Source organism: Glutamicibacter sp. FR1 (assembly GCF_047300825.1).
Classification (GTDB): domain Bacteria; phylum Actinomycetota; class Actinomycetes; order Actinomycetales; family Micrococcaceae; genus Glutamicibacter; species Glutamicibacter nicotianae.
In genome coordinates this window covers 1388345-1405907 of sequence record NZ_CP178602.1, presented here as the reverse complement: position 1 = coordinate 1405907, position 17563 = coordinate 1388345, and the positions used below count along the sequence as shown (strand labels likewise).

Here is a 17563-nt window from a genome sequence, read left to right as displayed (position 1 = left end):
CCGGTGAAAACACCGGGACAACGCACGAAAGGAACTGCCATGAGCAAGCACTTCGTACCGGAAAATCTCCCAACCCACCTGCAGCACTACATCAACGGCGAATTCGTTGACTCCATCGGCGGAGCAACCTTCGACGTGCAGGAACCGGTCACCAACACCAACTACGCCACCGTCGCCTCGGCACAGCCAGAGGACGTGGACCTGGCCGTCGCCGCCGCCAGCAAGGCCTTCAAGGAAGGCCCATGGTCAAAGATGCTGCCGCGCGAGCGTTCCCGCGTGCTGCACAAGATCGCCGACATCGTCGAATCCCGCGACGAGGAGCTCTCGCTGCTCGAATCCTACGACTCCGGCCTGCCGATCACCCAGGCCAAGGGCCAGGCCCGCCGCGCCGCCGAGAACTTCCGCTTCTTCGCCGACCTGATCGTCGCGCAGGTGGACAACACCTTCCGCGTCCCGGGCCGCCAGATGAACTACGTGAACCGCAAGCCGATCGGCGTCGCCGCCCTGATCACCCCATGGAACGTGCCGTTCATGCAGGAATCCTGGAAGCTGGCCCCGGCCATCGCCACCGGCAACTCGGTGGTCATGAAGCCTGCCAGCTACACCCCGCTGTCCGCCACCCTGTGGCCAGAGATCTTCCGCGAAGCCGGGCTGCCAGAGGGCGTCTTCAACCTGATCTTCGGCTCCGGCGGGGTGGCCGGCGACTACCTGGTCAAGCACCCGGACGTCCCGCTGGTCTCCTTCACCGGCGACTCCTCCACCGGTGCCACCATCTCCACCGCGGCCGCACCATTCTTCAAGGGCCTGTCCCTGGAGCTGGGCGGCAAGTCCCCTGCCGTGGTCTTCGCCGACGCCGACCTGGAAGCCGCATTGGACGCCACCGTCTTCGGCGTGTTCTCGCTGAACGGCGAGCGTTGCACCGCCGGTTCCCGCGTCCTGGTCCAGCGCGAGATCTACGATGATTTCGTTGCCAAGTTCGCGCAGCGCGCCAAGAACATCCGCGTCGGCCTGCCGAGCGACCCGAAGACCGAGGTCGGCTCGCTGGTCCACCCGAACCACTTCGACAAGGTCATGAGCTACATCGAAATCGGCAAGAACGAAGGCCGGCTGCTGGCCGGCGGCGGCCGCGCCGAAGGATTCGAGAATGAGGGCAACTACGTCGCCCCGACCGTGTTCGCCGATGTCGCACCGGATGCGCAGATCTTCCAGGACGAGATCTTCGGCCCGGTGGTTGCCATCACCCCGTTCGACACCGACGAGGAAGCCCTGGAGCTGGCCAACAACACAAAGTACGGCCTGGCCGCCTACGTGTGGACCTCGAACCTGAAGCGCGCGCACAACTTCGCGCACCAGATCGACTCGGGCATGGTGTGGCTGAACTCGAACAACGTCCGCGACCTGCGCACCCCATTCGGCGGCGTGAAAGCTTCGGGCCTGGGCCGCGAGGGCGGCTACCGCTCGGTGGACTTCTACACCACCCAGCAGTCCATCCAGATCACCCTGAACGAAGCGCACTCCCCGAAGTTCGGCGTCTAGGAAGCACCAGCTTCCCACCACTAAATTTTTTTGCTTGCAAAGGAGCACATCATGAGCAAAGCGATCGCAAACCCGATCCCAACCCCTTCGGTACCAGCGCCGGATATCCTGCGCTGCGCCTACGCCGAACTGGTCGTCACCGACCTTGAGCGCTCGCGCAACTTCTACGTCGACGTGCTGGGCCTGCACGTGTCCTACGAAGACGAGAACCAGATCTACCTGCGTTCCTTCGAGGAATTCATCCACCACAACCTGGTGCTGACCAAGGGCCCAGTGGCCGCGCTGAAGGCCATGGCCTTCCGCGTGCGTTCCACCGAAGAGGTCGACAAGGCCGAGGCCTACTACAAGGAATTGGGCTGCCGCACCGAGCGCCGCAAGGAAGGCTTCGTCAAGGGCATCGGCGACGCCGTGCGCGTTGAGGATCCACTGGGCTTCCCATACGAGTTCTTCTTCGAGACCACCCACGTAGAGCGCCTGCACATGCGCTACGACCTGTACTCGGCTGGCGAACTGGTCCGCCTGGACCACTTCAACCAGGTCACCCCGGACGTGCCACGCGGCCGCAAGTACCTCGAGGCCTTGGGCTTCCGCGTCACCGAGGACATCCAGGATGACGAAGGCACCACCTACGCAGCATGGATGCACCGCAAGGGCACCGTGCACGACACCGCACTGACGGGTGGCAACGGCCCGCGCCTGCACCACGTGGCCTTCTCCACCCACGAGAAGCACAACATCATCCAGATCTGCGACAAGATGGGCGCACTGCGCATTTCGGATCGCATCGAGCGCGGCCCAGGCCGCCACGGTGTCTCCAACGCGTTCTACCTGTACATCCTGGATCCAGATGACCACCGCATCGAGATCTACACCCAGGATTACTACACCGGCGACCCGGACAACCCGACCATCACCTGGAACGTGCACGATAACCAGCGCCGTGACTGGTGGGGCAACCCAGTTGTTCCTTCCTGGTACACCGAAGCTTCCAAGGTCTTGGACCTGGACGGCAACGTGCAGGAAGTTATCGAGCGCACCGACGACTCCGAACTGGAAGTCACCATCGGCGCCGACGGCTTCTCCTTCACCCGTGCCGGTGACGAAGATGGCTCGTACCACGGCCAGGCTTCCAAGGGCTTCAAGCTGGGCAACCAGGTCTAAGCCGAACAAGCTCTGGTCGTGAGCTTGCAGCTTCCCTGAGCTGCCACGCAAAATCCCGGGTCCTTCGCGAAATAATCGCGCAGGACCCGGGATTTTCTTATTTTCAGCAGTGGTTCGCTATGAATGACCAATCTCCTCAACTGTGGTAGCTGAAAGCACGTATCAGGCCAGCAGTAGACCAGTAACCGCCAAAGATCTCGACGTGCCTAGTTGCGCGGTTCCCAAAGTCGCTGGTACGCCAACACCAAGGGCTTAGATATCTGTCTGACGATGAATTGGCTGAACCACCGAATCAACTGGTCGAAGACAGGCAATGCGAACAGCGCTACTGTCAGCACGGTCAAGGGAACCGCAGCCACGAACGCCACGATGCTATTTGTTTGGTCAAGGATCAGGGGAAGATACGGAGTAATAGCGAGAACTACTAAACCGTGCATGAGATATATCGCCAAGCTTCGCCGGCCGAGCATAGCTGGCATGCCATCCTTGTCCGGCATCAGAGATAAGAATACGAATATCGCGGCAGACGCAATGAACAGCAGACCAATGCGGAAGAGCACTCCTTGAGGGTCTTGAGTATCCAGGCGTTCGAAGGAGAAACTGCCGTACAACCATCCAGGCCGAGTGTCTCGATAATACAGATACAACTACGCTCCGGCCAGCGCTACAACTCCTGCAATTTTCCACTGGACGGCAATACGACCTGCAGTGCGGAGAATCACCTGTCCGTGGGTCGCACCCACGACGAAGAATGGCAGGACGACGACGGCACGGGAGAAGGTGAAGTCGTAGCCGATCTATTCAAAAATGCCCGACATACTAGCTATGAGAAATGATAGGCCCACGGATGTCTTGGGGAACTTGGAGATTAGAGGCGTCAGCAACTGCCACCAGCACATGGCCAAAAGGAACCAGAGGATCCAGAAGGGTCTGACAAGCGAGAAGGTCCGCTCTAAACCTAACAGTGGTACCGCGAAAAATTAGAGCGTCTGGAATACGACCAGCAGGACGAGGAACACGCCAATTCGCCGAGGAAGCTGCGTGGACTTGGCGGTGATTCCTGCAAGAAAAACGAACGCCGGCATATGGAACATATAGATGGCCGTCAGCGGGAGTCTGGTGGTTCGAGCTTCCCATCCTGCCGTCGCTTCCAACAGGTGGTCTAGGACAACCAAAATGATCAGTGCGCCTTTTGCTACATCGAGTCGGTGCACCCTGACCCTGCTAGATAGTTCAGTCACCGAGTTAGGCTACCAGCACAGGATTGTCACTCATGCCACCGCAGGACTCCCGGCCGGTAACACAGCCGGACTCGTGGCTCTGCTTCCGACAAGTTCCAACTGAAGGTAAAAGGTATCTGGGGTCGCTTCAGAGCTCCCGTTTCTGTGGAACCCATCTTCAGGATCCTTGGGTGCCCTTGATTTTCCCGGGCTTTGGGCAAGACTGGGTATATGGCCACTGACCAGAGCCTGAAGTTTGATGATCGCAGCCACGCCGGCGCGGCGTTGGGCGTGCGACTGGCCTTGGAGCTGCCCGCCGGCAGCTACACGGTCTTAGGCCTTTTACGCGGCGGTGTCCCGATCGCCTATGAGGTTGCCAAGATACTCAAGGCGCGTCTGGGTGCCTTGGCAGTTCGCAAGCTCGGTGTACCGAGCAATCCTGAACTGGCATTCGGCGCTATCGCCCACTACGCGTCGGGCAACGGACGCTACATCAATGAGGAGATCTACCGCCGGGCACTTCGCTACTTCGGCGCTGATGAACTGGACTCCTTGGAATACGGGACGCACTCGGAACTGATGCTGCTGGCCGACACCTTCAGGGCTTACTCCCCCGGTTTGACCGGGCAAACGGTGATTCTGTGCGATGACGGCATCGCGACCGGCGCCACCATGAAAGCCTCCGTTGAATTGGTGCGGCGGTTGGAAGCAAAGTCCATCGTCATTGCGATACCCGTCGCCGCACGGGAGTCAGTGGAAGAGCTCGAATCGCTTACTGAGCATGTATACGCGGTCTGGACGCCAGAGAATTTCGGCGCCGTGGGCGCGTATTACCGGGACTTCACCCAGATCAATCAGGCGCGTGTGCTGCAGCTTCTGCGTCTATAAGACTAGATTCCGCCACTGGACGAGCCGGCCCCACAGCCACTTCCCTTGTCTCACTGTTCCACTGCCACCGGCACTACATCAGAGCGCCACGAAAGGTACGCCAGCACGGTTCCAGCCAATCCCACAATCACCAGTACTGCAGCGACTGGAGCCAAGCCGATCGCTGCTCCCAGCGCGCCGGCCAGCGGGTAGGTCAGCAAGAAGCAGGCGTGGGACAGCGAAAACTGCGCGGCGAATACGCTGGGCCGGTTTTGCTCGGTGCTGTTGCGGCGAAGCAATCGGGAGGAGGGCGTCAGGATTGTTGCCGTGGCAGCACCAAGCAGCATCCACAACGCGAGGATTGCCGCCCATTGGCTGCTCCCCTCGCCCCAGAAGATCAAGCCCGCGCCAACCAAGAGCAGCAACGGCATGAGTAGCCCGCCAACAAGCATCACCGTGCGATCGGCAACGCGCTCCAGCAGTCCGGGCATGCTCAGGGCAACAATCATGGAGCCTGCTCCATAGGCGCCAAGTAGCAGTGCAACGTCCACCTGGGAACGCCCTAGCTCTGCTTTGACCAGCACGACAGTATTGACGATGACCATCGCCGAGGTCGAGGCCACCACCAGGTTCAAGCCCATCAGGCTGCGCAATTCAGCGGCCGCGAAGAAGGCTCGGGTTCCACCGGTCAGGCGATGGAAGAACTTCGCCTTCTGCGGTGGCGCGATCACAGGGAATTTGGTGGAGGAAACCAAGAGCGCCGAACCGGCAAACCCCACGACGGTCCCCATGAAGAGGTTGTGATAGCTGGTGATGGTCAGCAGCGCTGCGGCGAGCATGGGGCTGGCCAATGATTCCATGTCATAGGCCAGTCGGGACAGCGATAGGGCGCGGGTATAGTCGCGCTCTTCGGTAAGGATCGAGGGAATCACTGCTTGGAATGCCGGGGTAAAAGTCGCCGAGGCCGACTGCAGGATGAAAATCAGGACGTAGATCTGCCATGCCTCGCTGACCAGTGGCAAGCAGAGCGCGATCAGCCCGCGGATAACGTCGGATCCAATGAGCACGGGCTTGCGAGGAATATGGGAGACCAGCGCATTGACCAGCGGGGCCACAGCCACGTAGGCGACCATTTTGATGGTCATTGCCAACCCCAGGACCAGTCCCGCGTCACTGCCGGCAATATCGAAAGCCAGTAATCCCAAGGCAACGGTAAGCAGGCCTGTACCCAGAAGGGCAATCATCTGGGCACTGAAAAGCCTGGCGTAGGACTGGTTTCCTAGTACGCTCAGCATCTTTGCCGCCTCTCTGGCTTTTGGCGCTAGCTTTGCGCAGCGCGGTGGTGCAATGGCAGCCGGCCATTGGAGACAGAATGTTCTGCCTGCTTGATCGCTTCACTGACCAGCCGCGCCGGGTGGTCATCGGTCAGGCTGTAGAGGACCTTGGTTCCGTCTTGGCGGGTAGTGACCATGCGCGCCATGCGCAAGCGAGCCAGGTGCTGGGAAACCCCCGAAGGGCTCTTCTCGACGAGCTCTGCGAGCGCATTGACCGAAAGCTCTCCGGCACGGCGCAGATGCAACACGATGCGGATCCTGGTTGCATCCGAGAGCAAGCCGAAGACTTCGGCGGCCAGCTCAACGAATTCCGTGGAGGGATCCGGAGCATAAATATTATTATCTGCATGCACGCTAATAGACTAATGCTCTTGATGGGGATTGTCTAGGCCACAGCAGGATTCCTTGGTGCCTAACTGGAACTAGAATTGAAGCCATGACTGCAACACTCGTGGCCAAAGACCTCGCAGGTGGCCACGCCCACCGAACCCTCTTCTCGAATCTGAACTTCACCGCCGCACCCGGTGATGTCTATGGCGTGGTGGGCGCCAATGGCGCCGGCAAATCCACGTTGCTCTCACTGCTGGCCGGAGCTGCTGACCCGCAGGCCGGAACCGTGAGCACCGCCCCGGATTCCGCGTTCATCGGCTGGATGCCCCAGGAACACGACCGCGTCCCGGGCGAAACCATTACCGCGTACTTGGCCCGCCGCACTGGTTGCGCCGCGGCCACCACCGCCATGGAATCCACTGCCGAAGATCTGGGCGGATCCAAGCCCGGTGCGGATGACGCGTACGCCGCGGCTTTCGACCACTGGATGGCTTCCGGGGCCATGGACTTGGAAGACCGCATCCCCGAGGTATTGGCCAAGCTTGGCTTCACCCTTCCAGTGGATACCGAGATGACAGCACTTTCCGGCGGACAGGTGGCCCGTGTGGCACTGGCAGCCCTGCTGCTCTCCCGCTTCGATGCAGTACTGCTCGATGAGCCGACCAATGACCTTGATCTTGACGGCTTGGAGCACTTGGAGAATTTCATCAATTCTCTGCGTGCACCGGTGATCCTGGTATCCCATGACCGCGAGTTCCTTGCCCGGTGCACCACCGGCATCATCGAGCTGGACCTGGCGCAGAACCAGGTGGCCACTTATGAAGGCGGCTACGACTCATACCTCGCCGAACGAGCCATCAACCGTTCCCATGCCCTTGAAGCCTATGAGCAGTTCGAGAACCAGAAGGCTGATCTCGTCGCCCGCGCCCGCACCCAGCGCGAATGGTCATCCCAGGGCGTGCGCAATGCGATGCGCAAGGCTCCGGACAATGACAAGATCCGCCGCCGCGCCAACTCCGAGTCCTCGGAGAAGCAGGCCGCGAAGGTGCGCCAGATGGAATCGCGCATTGCCCGGCTGGACGAGGTGGCAGAACCGCGCAAGGAATGGGTACTGCAGTTCTCCATCGCCGCCGCTCCACGCGGTTCCTCGGTCATGTGCACGCTTCACGAAGCCTCGGTATCCCACGGCGATTACACCTTCGGACCGGTTTCGGTGCAGGTCAATGCCGGGGATCGCATTGGCATTACCGGCCCCAATGGCGCAGGTAAGTCCACCTTGCTGAACCTGCTGCTGGGCAAGCTGGCCCCGCACAGCGGCACCGCTTCGCTGGGCAGCTCGGTGAATATCGGCGAAATCGACCAGGCGCGCACCCAGCTGCCAGGCCACCTGCCGCTGGGCGAAGCCTTCGAACACGAAGTTCCCGAGTATTCAGCCGCCGAAGTACGCACCTTGCTGGCCAAGTTCGGCCTGAAAGCCGACCAGTCCTCAGCATTGGTCGATGAGCTCTCCCCCGGCGAACGCACCCGCGCGTCCATGGCACTGCTCCAGGCCCGCGGGGTGAACCTGCTAGTACTCGATGAGCCGACCAACCATTTGGATGTTCCGGCCATCGAGCAGCTCGAAGAAGCCTTGGAAGCCTACACCGGAGCACTGCTTCTGGTCACCCACGATCGCCGATTACTTGAAAATGTCACCTTAGCGGCCAGATGGGAAGTTGCAGAAGGCCAACTAACAGCCCATTTTTAGGTTCTGGCTTGGGCGTTTATTGCACTAGTAAGTTCACAGCTATCCAACGTAGTATTGGCACTAAGGGAGCCGAGTTTTTCAGTTCTTTCGACTGCGAAGTCGACGCCTAGTACCCAAGGATATTTTCTTGAGCAGCACTGCAACACTCGATTCCCAAGGGCCCACGGTCAAGCCGGGAGATCCCAAGAGCTTCTTCCACGTCAAAAAGCTGGTCACCGAAGCCGGACTGATCGGCCGCCGCCGCGGACACTACCTTGGGTTGGGCATTGTGCTGACCGTGCTGCTAGCCGGCACTGTCACCGGTTTCATCCTTCTGGGCGACAGCTGGTTCCAGCTGCTGATGGCAGGGGCCCTGGGCCTGCTGCTTACCCAGTTCGCTTTCTTGGCGCACGAGGCGGCTCACCGCCAGATCCTCGCTTCGCACAAGCGCAATGACAAGCTGGGCCAGTTCTTGGCCAATATCGTGGTGGGCATCAGCTACCAGTGGTGGATGAACAAGCACAACAAGCACCACGCGACGCCCAACACCGTGGGCAAGGATCCGGATATCGAGTGGGACACCATCTCGTTCCAGACCGAAGATGCCAAGCGCCAGCGCGGAGTGCTCAAGTGGATCACCAACCGCCAGGGCTACCTGTTCTTCCCGCTGCTCTCCCTTGAGGGCTTGAACCTGCACATGCACTCGATCAAGTACCTGTTCAAGGCTGGCCGGGTCAAGAACCGCAAACGCGAAATGACCGGCATCTTCCTGCGCATCGCCATCTACTTGGCGGTCATCTTCTACTTCCTTCCGGTGGGCATGGCATTCGCCTTCCTCGGCGTGCAGCTGGCTGTCTTCGGCATCTACATGGGCGCATCCTTCGCACCGAACCACAAGGGCATGCCGATGGTTCCCCAGAACGCCCGCATTGACTTCTTCTCCCGCCAGGTACTGACCGGACGTAATGTCATGGCCAAATCCAGCTGGGGCAACCGCGTGCTCTCCCACGTTTACGGCGGATTGAACTACCAGGTGGAGCACCACCTGTTCCCGTCCATGCCGCGCGCCAACCTGGCCGGCGTCTCGCGCATCGTGCGCCAGTACTGCGAAGAGCATCAGGTGCCCTACACCGTGGCCAGTGTCCGCGAATCCTACGCACAGGTGATCACCTACCTGAACAAGGTAGGGCTATCGGCCCGGGATCCTTTCGAGTGCCCGATGATCTCCGGTTACCGCGTTAGCGCATAGCGTCTGCGCCAGGCGCATGAGCTAGGAATTGCTGCCACCATAAGCAAGGGTTCCCAGCTCTTCGCCGTTGGCGTCAAGAACAAGCATCTTGTTGCCCTCCTCCAGCTTGGCGGTGGCGGCACGCGAAAGCCAGTCATCCACGCCTTCGCAGTACATCTTTGTCGAAGCCAACGCGCCGAATTCCAGCTCTTCGGATCCGCTCCATGTGCCGGTAATGCGGTTGCAGCCATCACTGCCGGCGACCTTGCCATCCGCTGAAAGTTCCAGCCACGGCTGGCCTTGTTCCTTGCTGCCCCACAAACCTGCCGGATCCTGCAGTATCACGCTGGTCTCGCTTTCAGTTGGCTGGCTGGCGCCAGACCCGCTCCCGGTAGATGCGCAGGCGGCAACGCCACAGGCCAGAGCTACTGCTGCGCTGCTCAGGAAGAATCGCTTCATGGTCCCAGCCTAGGTCCAGAATCCTCCGCTGACCAGCACCGAATTATGGCTGGGAGTCTACTGGCGGCGTTGGCTCCTTCGGCCCGGCGATCTCGATTGCGCCGGTCACCGTACGCTGCGCGCCGGTGCTGGCCGGAACTACTTCCTCAGCTTCCGGCTTGGCGTGCGCGGCATGGCCATGGCGCAGGTCGATGACACCGACCAAGAGGGTGGCCAAAACCAAGAGCGAAATGGCAACGAAGGAAAGCGACATGGCCAGCGAATACCCGGCAATATGATTCATGCCGTAGAAGACAGCGGTGATCACCGCAATGCCCACGGCCGTGCCCACGCGCTGGGAAGTCTGCATCAACCCTCCGGCACTTCCCGAATTGGCCACGGGAACTTCCATGAGGGTCAGCGCCTGGTTAGGCGAAATAATGAAGCCCTGCGCGACTCCGATGAAGGCCAGTGATAGCAGCATCCACCAGATGCTCAGCGCCCCGCGGTCTTCTAAGAGCACCACGGCAATGGTGGTCAGCAGGCCGAACAGTGCACTGAGGATGCCGCCAATAACCAATTTCCGTCCCAAGGTCATCACGTAGCGTCCGGCGATATCGGAGCTGAAGGCCGACAGCAGTGCGGCCGGAAGGCAGATCAAACCTGCTTCCAGTGCGCTGAAGCCCTGGGATTGCTGGACATAGATTGCCACCAGCACCCAGACGCTGGAAACCCCCATGAAGTAAAGGCCTGCGATCAGCGTGCCATTGGTGAAGCTGCGGATCTTGAACAAAGCCAGTTCCACCATTGGTTCACGACCGCGCTTCTTGTACTTCTTCTCCCACTGGACCCAGAGCACCAGGAGCAGGACTGCCAATGCCAGAAGCGACCAGAGCCACGGGGTTTCGCGTCCCTGCACGAAGGGCAGCAGCAAGGCGAAAATGCCTACTGCCAGCAGCAAACCGCCAACTGGATCCAAATCCACCTTGCCCGTTGGCTTGCTGAATAGCGGCTTGGGCAGCCACAGCAAGGCCAGCACAATGGCCAGCACGCCGACCGGCACGTTCATCAGGAACGTGGAGCGCCAGCCGGCGTCATCGCCAAGCCAGTTGATCAGCAATCCGCCCAGCACCGGTCCGATGGCCACCGAGAAGCCAACAGCTGTGCCCAGCAGGCCGTAGGCCCGGCCGCGGGCAGCGCCACGGAAATGCTGCTGGATCATGCCCATCACCTGTGGGTTGAGCAGGCCGGAGCCAATGCCCATGATGAACCGGGCAATATTCAATACCAGCGGGTCAGCTGCCAATCCGGCCAGGACGCTGGCCGCCGTGAAGATCGCGACGCCTGCCACGAATATCACGCCGCGGCCCAGCAGGTCGCCGGCGCGTCCAGCGGCTACCAGCACCACGCCGAAGGTCAACGCATATCCGGCCAGCACCCACTGCAGGTCGGCCTCGGTGGCGTGCAGCGTGGAACCGATGGCTGGGAGAACCACGTTGACGATGCTGACCGACACCAGGGACATGAACATCGCGGCGAGCAGCACACCCAGCAATCGCCACCGGGCTCCGGCCGAGAGTTCCTCGGCAACTGGTGCCGCATGCGGCTTGCTCTGGGACATGGGCCAACTTTCACACGAATTCCAGGCCGCAGATTCCTGCGGCCCTGCACCCTACAGCGCCAGCCGGCTGGCTATTATTCCCTGTCGACGTGCTTTTTCACTGTTCGGGATTCTCGGCGGTGCGGTTGAGCTCAAGCATCTGTGCAATGGCCAGCAACCTCAACTCGATAACTTCCTCGAAGAGGTCGTCGCTGTCTTGCTGAGGCAACTCGAGGGATTGGCGTGCCAGCGGCGTGGGAACTTCCGGGTAGGCGTCAAGCAATTGGAGCGGCACCAGCGAGCTCACATAGTCCGGGCTGTCTTTTGAGCGGCGGTCGTAGTAGTAATCCACATGCATCACGAAACCCAGGACGTCCCGTTCCAGCGCGCGGACCAGCGCTACAGCCTGCTTGAGCGTCAAACCGATATCCACGTAGAACGCTAGGATCCGTTCCATCAATTCGTTGCGGAATGGGCCGGGCTCGACCTTGAGCTTTTCGTCGAGCGCCATCTGCGATGCCCGGGGGTAGGCGCGGTAGGCCTTGCGCGTCGCATTGTAGGCTTCGGTCACACCACGCTTCCAGTCGTTGCAGTCGAATTCAATCAGCGGATTAATCGATATGAATCGCGATACAGCGAGGTTGATGACTTCCTGGCGGTCAGCCACGTAGTTGTACAACGCCCGCGGGGTGACATTGAATTCGGTCGCAAGACGATGCATGGTCAGCGCGTCATAGCCCTCGGCACCGGCTATTTCCAATGCCTTCTGGGCAATCTGATCCTTGCTCAGGGTCTGGAACTCGGAGTCCTTGCGCGGGCGCCCGCGACCTCGTTTTATAGGTTCAGGAGAGGATTTTTCCTTATTTTCGGCCATGCCAAGAGGATATACGCATTCCCTATGGAAAATCCCATAAAGCACCACAAGACCTGAAAACGCTAAAACAGGGCCAGCAATTTCCTGGCCCGCTCATGCCACATGCCTGCGGCTACCGCGAGATGGCCAACGGCGAAGCCCATCCCGCCAGCCAGCCATGGCCACGCTAGAACTGCGCCGTAGGTTCCGGGCAGCGCGGCGACGAATCCAGCAGCCATCACCAGCAGGCCGGCTGCCACCAGGGCAATATGGGCCAGCTTCCAGCGGAACGGCAGCAGCAGCGCCAGCACAGCCAGCAGCACGGCCGGAGCCGCAATCAGCCACGGTGCACCGCTGAATCCAGCCAGCCCCTGGTAGCTGGCATACCCGACAACAAGGATCAGCAGCACGGCAGCGCAGATGAGCCAGGCTGGCCCTGGCCTGGCCATGGAACCACGCATCATCAGCAGCGGGGTGAATACCTGTGCCCAGAGCAGCACGGTGACCGGGACGAAGTAGAGAGCGAGCGTTCCGCCACCGGCCACGCAGATGGCGGTCATGATCACCGCCCCTAGGATTTGGATGATGGTGCCGGCAATATTCGGAAGCCACAACGGCACGAGGCTGAGGATGGCCGGAATGAAGGCCAGCCAAAGCAGCTGCGAGCCGATCAGCAATTCAAGTTCCCCCAGGAAGCCGCTTGCTCCCCCGGCAACAAATCCGAAGCCTTGCCCCTCGACCAAGGCGGTCTGGGGCGGGGCGAAGAGCACCATCATCAGGGTGAGCAAGGCAAGCGCGAAGATTGGCCATGCCAGGATGCGCGTCAGGAAGTGCTTGCCGCTACTGACTTCCAGGGCTTCGGGCTCATGGCGTTCGAATTTGCGCGCACGCGATGCAGGCTCGCCAAGCAGGCGAACCAGATCGCGTTTGCGGCGTCCGCCGCCCGGCAGGCGGAGAATCTCCTGCTTGGTCGTTTCAATGACCTCGTTGCGTTCTTCCAGCGACAAGAAATCCAAGGCCCGGCGAAGTTGCTCCAAATAGTTGCGGGCGGCGCGCGGCAGGTAGGGCTTCATGCCATTTACTCTACGTGCTCCGAACGCTTGGCCAGCGCAGGAAAAGGGGGCAACGCCAGTGGCGTTGCCCCCTTTTCGAGCAGCGTAGAGGTGTTCGAGCGCTACTTGCCTGCGCCGGCGGTCAGCCCGCCGACAATGTACTTCTGCAGGAACAGGAACAGCGCCATCACCGGGATTGCTGCCAGCACCGCGCCGGCGGCGAAGACCGACCAGTTGGAAGTGAACTCCTCCGAGACGTAGGAGTACAGGCCCACGGCCAGCGTCTGGTTCTCCGGGGAGACCAGGATGACGGAGGCGATGACGAAGTCCGAGGTGCTGGAGATGAAGGACAGCAGGCCGACAACTGCCAGGATCGGCGCCACCAGGCGCAGGATCATGGTGAAGAAGATGCGGGCGTGGCCGGCCCCATCGATCTTCGCCGCTTCATCGATTTCCACTGGAACGGTGTTGAAGAAGCCGTACATCAGGTAGGTGTTCACTCCCAGTGCGCCGCCCAGGTACACCATGATCAAGGCGATCTGGCTGTCGATGCCCAACACCGGGAAGACATCTCCCAGCGAGGTGAGCAGGATGAAGATCGCCACCACTGCCAGCAGCTGCGGGAAGATCTGCACGACCAGCAGGCTGACCAGGCCCACGCGGCGCCCGGTGAAGCGCATCCGCGAGAAGCTGTAGGCGGCCAGCGCCCCGAGGAACACGGAGGCGGCGGCCGTGGTCAGTCCGATGAACAAGGTGTTCACGAACCAAGCACCGAAGGGACGCTGCTCGTTCTGGAACAGCTCCACATAGCTGTTGAAGCCGACGGTGCTGAAGAAGCCGTTGGAGGACAGCAGGGTGCCGTTGGGGTTCAGCGATGCCGAAAGCACATAGAGCAACGGGAACGCCGCATAGATGCACAGGGCTACGCCGATCAGGTGGCGCCAGCCGGTGGTGGCGAACCATTTGCCAAAGCCTCGCCGCGGTGCCCGTTCCCTGGGCGCGCGTGCCGCGGGACGGCTGGTGATTTGGGTGCTCATTAGTTCAGCTCCTCCAGTGCCTTTGTCTGCTTGAAACTGATAATCGAGATGATCGCGACGATCACGAAGATGATGATGGAGAAGGCGCTGGCCAGGCCGTAGTCGCGTTGCGAGCCGACGAAGGCCACCTTGTAGACCATGGAGATCAGGATGTCGGTGGCTCCCACGTTCAATCCTGCATCCTGCAGGCGCGGCCCGCCTTCGGTGAGCATGTAGATCACGTTGAAGTTGTTGAAGTTGAACGCGAAGGAGCTAATCAGCAGCGGAGCTACCGAGACCAGCAGCAGCGGAAGCTTGATCAGGCGGAAGATCTGGAAAGGCTTGGCACCGTCAATGGTGGCCGCCTCGGAGAGTTCGTTGGGGATGGACTGCAAGGCTCCGGTGCACACCAGGAACATGTATGGGAAGCCCAGCCACAGGTTCACCCAGAGCACCGAGAACTTCGCCAGCCAGGGGTCGGTCAGCCAGGGGATTTCGGCCCCGCCGAAGAGCACCTGGTTCACGAATCCGAAGTCGCGGTTGAGCATGCCAGCCCAGACCAGGCCGCCGAGGAACGCAGGGAATGCGTAGGGCAGGATCGAGATGACGCGGTAGATCTTCCGTCCCTTCATGCGCATGTCATTGAAGACAATCGCCAGGAACAGTCCCAGGAAGAAGGTGGTGGCTACCGAGAGGAAAGCGAAGGCAAAAGTCCACACGGTGACCGAGAACAGCGCGTTGCGAATCGAGGAATCGGTGATCGCCCGAGTGAAGTTATCGAATCCGACGTTGATGGACCAGCCGGGCATCAGCTGCGAGCCGTCTTCGGCGGTGTAGGCGCCGACTCCGGTGTCCTTGTACACCACACCGGTGGCCTTGTCGGTCATGGTGTCGGCGGCCTCGTCGTATTTGATGGACGAGGTGTATTGGTAGGCGGTGCGGCCATCGCTGGTGCGCAAGGTGCCATCTGCCGGGTTCTCGGTGAAGGGAACGCTCAGCGAGGTCACTTCCTGCTGGCGCCCCAGCAAATCGGCGAAAGCCAATTCGCTGTAGTCCCCCAGTCCCGCCGGGTCTACCGGGGCAAATGGTTCATCGGCATCGCCAAGCAGCTGCTGGCCATCGCGCTCGATGAGCATGGCCAGCCCGTCCTGCCCCTCAAGGATGGACACCGGGTAGCCGGCCGATCCTTCGACACGGTTTTGGTTGGACTGCAGCAAGGCGCTGATTGCATCGTCCTTGTCCGAGTTATGCCCTGAACCGTAGTTGGTGAAGGCAATGTACCCCGTGTAGCCGATGACGAACACCTGGAAGATCAACAGGAAAATGGTGCCCGGCAGCAGGTACTTTGCCGGCAACCAGCCGCGCTTGAAGTAGACCACATTGATAGCCACGGTAATCACCGCGATGACCGAGGCAATCACCCAGGCTTCGCGTCCCAAGGCGGTGAAGATCGCGAACACTGCGGTCGCATCAACGATCGCCACCATGATGATCTTGGCGAGCATGGCGCCAACCGAAGTATTGGTGGAGTTGGCGAAACGCCGGGCTGTGGGCGAGAGCGGCGGCTTCTGGGTCTCGGTGCCGGATTGCGCGCCCTGGCGGGCAGTCTTTGTCATCGTGAAGATGTCCCTGTCGATCAAGTGCAGATGGTGCTGGTGAATTCATGGTGCTGGAGCCAGAAGGCTTTCCTTCGGGCTCCAGCACTGAATATTGGGCCTGGTGGCAGGCGGTACTACTTGGAGATGGCCTTTTCGATATCTTCGGTCATCTGCTTCCAGCGCTTGGCCGGATCAGCCTTGCCGGAGATGATCTCGGCCTCGGCTACGCCCCAGAACTCCCATACGGCCGCCATTTCAGGGATGTTCGGCATGGGCACGCCGTTGGCGCCAACTTCACCGAAAGCGGCGATGGTTTCATCGGACTTCGCGGCTTCGAAAGCTGCCTTGTTTGCTGGCGGACGGTTGCCCACTTCGTACAGCTCGGTCTGGACTTCTTCGTTACCGATGTAGTTGGTCAGGAATTCGGTTGCTGCCAGCAGGTTCTCGGTCTTCGCCGAAACGAAGAAGCCCTGGACTGCGACGAATGGCTGGGCTTCTTCGCCACCGGCCGACGGGATCGGATCGATTTCCAGGTTGATGTCAGCGTCTTCAACTGCTTCAACGTTCCATGGTCCGGTCAGGAAGAATGGCGAGTCGCCGGAGACGAACTTCTCCTTGGCGATATCGCCATCTATGGAGGTCTTCAGGTTGCCTTCTTCGCCTTCTTCAGCCAGCCACTTGGCGAATTCAATGCCGCCTTCATTGCCGATCTGCAGGTCTGCCGGGTCGTAGGCCCCGGACTCATCGGTGCCGAAGACCGGTGCGCCGAAGGAGGTCTGGAATGGGTAGGCATGGAATGGATCGCCTACGTCAGAGACCTGGACCAGGAATGGGAATTCGGTGTCGGCCTTTTCGCCGGCGGCAATCATGTCATCGAAGGTCTTGGGAGCTTCCTTGACCAGATCCGCGTTGCGCAGCAGGGCCAGGTTCTCGGTGGCGTAGGGAACGCCGTAGGTGTTGCCTTCGTAGCTCATCGCGTTCACGGCGACGTCCTGGAATTCGCCGGCCTTGTCGCCCAGCTCAACTGGCTGGACCACGCCGTTGTTGACCAGGTTGCCCAGCCAGTCGTGGGCACCGATGGTGATATCCGGTCCCTTGCCGGTTGGCACCTGGCGCAGGAAGTCTTCCTGGATCTTGGAGAAGTCCTTGATCACCAGGTCCACCTTGACACCGGACTGCTTCTCGAAGTCTGCGGCGGCTTCCTTCAGCACTGGTTCGCGGTTGGCATCGACCCAGACGGTCAGCTTGCCGCCGGAAGCGGCTGCCGGGGAGGATTCCGCGGCGGCCGGGCTCGAAGATGCTGCTGGTTCGTTGGTGGCGGACCCGCCGCAAGCGGTGAGTGAGAGTGCGGCAATCGCCGTCAACGCTCCGCCAAGAAGCCAAGGGTGTTTGTTCACCTTCATGGGATGTCCTTTCGTGACAACTGTGTCATCAGGGACCGGGCTGGCCGCGATATTAGCTATGGCTACCGGTCGGGTCGTGAGTGGTGCGGGTTACACCATTTTTGTAAGCGTTTACAGCGTGGCATAGATCATCAACTTTGACAAGAGTAGCCATAAAATCAGTTTTAATCACCCTTAGGTGGAATCACAGTAACTCAGGAC

At 60.5% G+C, this 17563-nt stretch carries 16 protein-coding genes; 5 read left to right on the top strand and 11 right to left on the bottom strand.

What is annotated here, in order from left to right; genetic code table 11:
• Positions 1–39: 39 nt before the first annotated feature.
• The gene (gene hpaE / locus ACLQ8T_RS06920) at positions 40–1536 is read left to right on the top strand and encodes a 5-carboxymethyl-2-hydroxymuconate semialdehyde dehydrogenase (protein WP_413456159.1); all 1497 of its coding nucleotides are present in this window, start codon (positions 40–42) and stop codon (positions 1534–1536) included.
• Positions 1537–1599: 63 nt separating this feature from the next.
• A complete protein-coding gene (gene hpaD / locus ACLQ8T_RS06915) occupies positions 1600–2697 on the top strand; it encodes a 3,4-dihydroxyphenylacetate 2,3-dioxygenase (RefSeq protein WP_413456385.1) in 1098 nt (365 codons plus the stop codon).
• Positions 2698–2903: 206 nt separating this feature from the next.
• Here hpaD and ACLQ8T_RS06910 read toward each other — a convergent pair whose 3' ends face one another.
• Complete coding sequence (locus ACLQ8T_RS06910; RefSeq protein ID WP_413456158.1) at positions 2904–3308, bottom strand: acyltransferase family protein; 405 nt, start codon at positions 3306–3308, stop codon at positions 2904–2906.
• Between the two features lie 369 nt (positions 3309–3677).
• Positions 3678–3911, bottom strand: coding sequence for an acyltransferase family protein (locus tag ACLQ8T_RS06905; protein ID WP_413456157.1), 234 nt, complete (start codon positions 3909–3911; stop codon positions 3678–3680).
• Positions 3912–4148: 237 nt separating this feature from the next.
• On the opposite strand from ACLQ8T_RS06905, the gene ACLQ8T_RS06900 reads away from it, so the two are divergent.
• Positions 4149–4805, top strand: a complete 657-nt coding sequence (locus ACLQ8T_RS06900; protein WP_413456156.1) for a phosphoribosyltransferase — start codon at positions 4149–4151, stop codon at positions 4803–4805.
• Positions 4806–4855: 50 nt separating this feature from the next.
• Here the strand turns inward: ACLQ8T_RS06900 and ACLQ8T_RS06895 are convergent, their stop codons facing one another.
• Positions 4856–6079, bottom strand: a complete 1224-nt coding sequence (locus tag ACLQ8T_RS06895) for an MFS transporter (protein ID WP_413456155.1) — start codon at positions 6077–6079, stop codon at positions 4856–4858.
• Positions 6080–6105: 26 nt separating this feature from the next.
• Positions 6106–6471 carry an ArsR/SmtB family transcription factor gene (locus tag ACLQ8T_RS06890; RefSeq protein ID WP_413456154.1) on the bottom strand — a complete coding sequence of 122 codons (366 nt, stop codon included), beginning with the start codon at positions 6469–6471 and terminating at the stop codon, positions 6106–6108.
• Between the two features lie 83 nt (positions 6472–6554).
• Here ACLQ8T_RS06890 and ACLQ8T_RS06885 point away from each other — a divergent pair, with 83 nt between their 5' ends.
• Positions 6555–8195 (top strand): ABC-F family ATP-binding cassette domain-containing protein, encoded by a 1641-nt coding sequence (locus tag ACLQ8T_RS06885; RefSeq protein ID WP_413456153.1) that lies wholly within the window; start codon positions 6555–6557, stop codon positions 8193–8195.
• A 127-nt stretch (positions 8196–8322) separates the two neighbouring features.
• Complete coding sequence (locus ACLQ8T_RS06880) at positions 8323–9423, top strand: fatty acid desaturase family protein (RefSeq protein ID WP_413456152.1); 1101 nt, start codon at positions 8323–8325, stop codon at positions 9421–9423.
• Positions 9424–9444: 21 nt separating this feature from the next.
• Here the strand turns inward: ACLQ8T_RS06880 and ACLQ8T_RS06875 are convergent, their stop codons facing one another.
• The 7 genes from ACLQ8T_RS06875 to ACLQ8T_RS06845 all read right to left on the bottom strand — a co-directional run bounded on the left by ACLQ8T_RS06875 (position 9445) and on the right by ACLQ8T_RS06845 (position 17362).
• Complete coding sequence (locus tag ACLQ8T_RS06875) at positions 9445–9861, bottom strand: META domain-containing protein (RefSeq protein ID WP_038992131.1); 417 nt, start codon at positions 9859–9861, stop codon at positions 9445–9447.
• 43 nt (positions 9862–9904) lie between these two features.
• A complete protein-coding gene (locus ACLQ8T_RS06870) occupies positions 9905–11461 on the bottom strand; it encodes an MFS transporter (RefSeq protein ID WP_413456151.1) in 1557 nt (518 codons plus the stop codon).
• A 97-nt stretch (positions 11462–11558) separates the two neighbouring features.
• On the bottom strand, positions 11559–12314 hold the full coding sequence (locus tag ACLQ8T_RS06865; RefSeq protein ID WP_083515389.1) for a TetR/AcrR family transcriptional regulator: 756 nt from the start codon (positions 12312–12314) through the stop codon (positions 11559–11561).
• Between the two features lie 62 nt (positions 12315–12376).
• Positions 12377–13366: an HAAS signaling domain-containing protein gene (locus ACLQ8T_RS06860; RefSeq protein WP_413456150.1), complete on the bottom strand. Its 990-nt coding sequence runs from the start codon at positions 13364–13366 to the stop codon at positions 12377–12379.
• 101 nt (positions 13367–13467) lie between these two features.
• Positions 13468–14382, bottom strand: coding sequence for a sugar ABC transporter permease (locus tag ACLQ8T_RS06855; protein WP_413456149.1), 915 nt, complete (start codon positions 14380–14382; stop codon positions 13468–13470).
• Positions 14382–15977, bottom strand: coding sequence for an ABC transporter permease subunit (locus ACLQ8T_RS06850; RefSeq protein WP_413456148.1), 1596 nt, complete (start codon positions 15975–15977; stop codon positions 14382–14384). Before ACLQ8T_RS06850 ends, ACLQ8T_RS06855 begins: the two co-directional genes overlap by 1 nt.
• Before the next feature lie 116 nt (positions 15978–16093).
• Entirely contained in the window at positions 16094–17362 is a 1269-nt protein-coding gene (locus tag ACLQ8T_RS06845; RefSeq protein ID WP_413456147.1) for an extracellular solute-binding protein, read from the bottom strand.
• Positions 17363–17563: the final 201 nt, after the last annotated feature.

Bases quoted from the DNA above. Each gene is read 5' to 3' on its own strand.
- ACLQ8T_RS06885 (WP_413456153.1), top strand. From the start codon at position 6,555: ATGACTGCAACACTCGTGGCCAAAGACCTCGCAGGTGGCCACGCCCAC.
- hpaE (WP_413456159.1), top strand. From the start codon at position 40: ATGAGCAAGCACTTCGTACCGGAAAATCTCCCAACCCACCTGCAGCAC.
- ACLQ8T_RS06855 (WP_413456149.1), bottom strand. From the start codon at position 14,382: ATGAGCACCCAAATCACCAGCCGTCCCGCGGCACGCGCGCCCAGGGAA.
- ACLQ8T_RS06895 (WP_413456155.1), bottom strand. From the start codon at position 6,079: ATGCTGAGCGTACTAGGAAACCAGTCCTACGCCAGGCTTTTCAGTGCC.
- ACLQ8T_RS06845 (WP_413456147.1), bottom strand. From the start codon at position 17,362: ATGAAGGTGAACAAACACCCTTGGCTTCTTGGCGGAGCGTTGACGGCG.
- ACLQ8T_RS06860 (WP_413456150.1), bottom strand. From the start codon at position 13,366: ATGAAGCCCTACCTGCCGCGCGCCGCCCGCAACTATTTGGAGCAACTT.
- ACLQ8T_RS06875 (WP_038992131.1), bottom strand. From the start codon at position 9,861: ATGAAGCGATTCTTCCTGAGCAGCGCAGCAGTAGCTCTGGCCTGTGGC.
- ACLQ8T_RS06865 (WP_083515389.1), bottom strand. From the start codon at position 12,314: ATGGCCGAAAATAAGGAAAAATCCTCTCCTGAACCTATAAAACGAGGT.
- ACLQ8T_RS06850 (WP_413456148.1), bottom strand. From the start codon at position 15,977: ATGACAAAGACTGCCCGCCAGGGCGCGCAATCCGGCACCGAGACCCAG.
- ACLQ8T_RS06900 (WP_413456156.1), top strand. From the start codon at position 4,149: ATGGCCACTGACCAGAGCCTGAAGTTTGATGATCGCAGCCACGCCGGC.
- ACLQ8T_RS06870 (WP_413456151.1), bottom strand. From the start codon at position 11,461: ATGTCCCAGAGCAAGCCGCATGCGGCACCAGTTGCCGAGGAACTCTCG.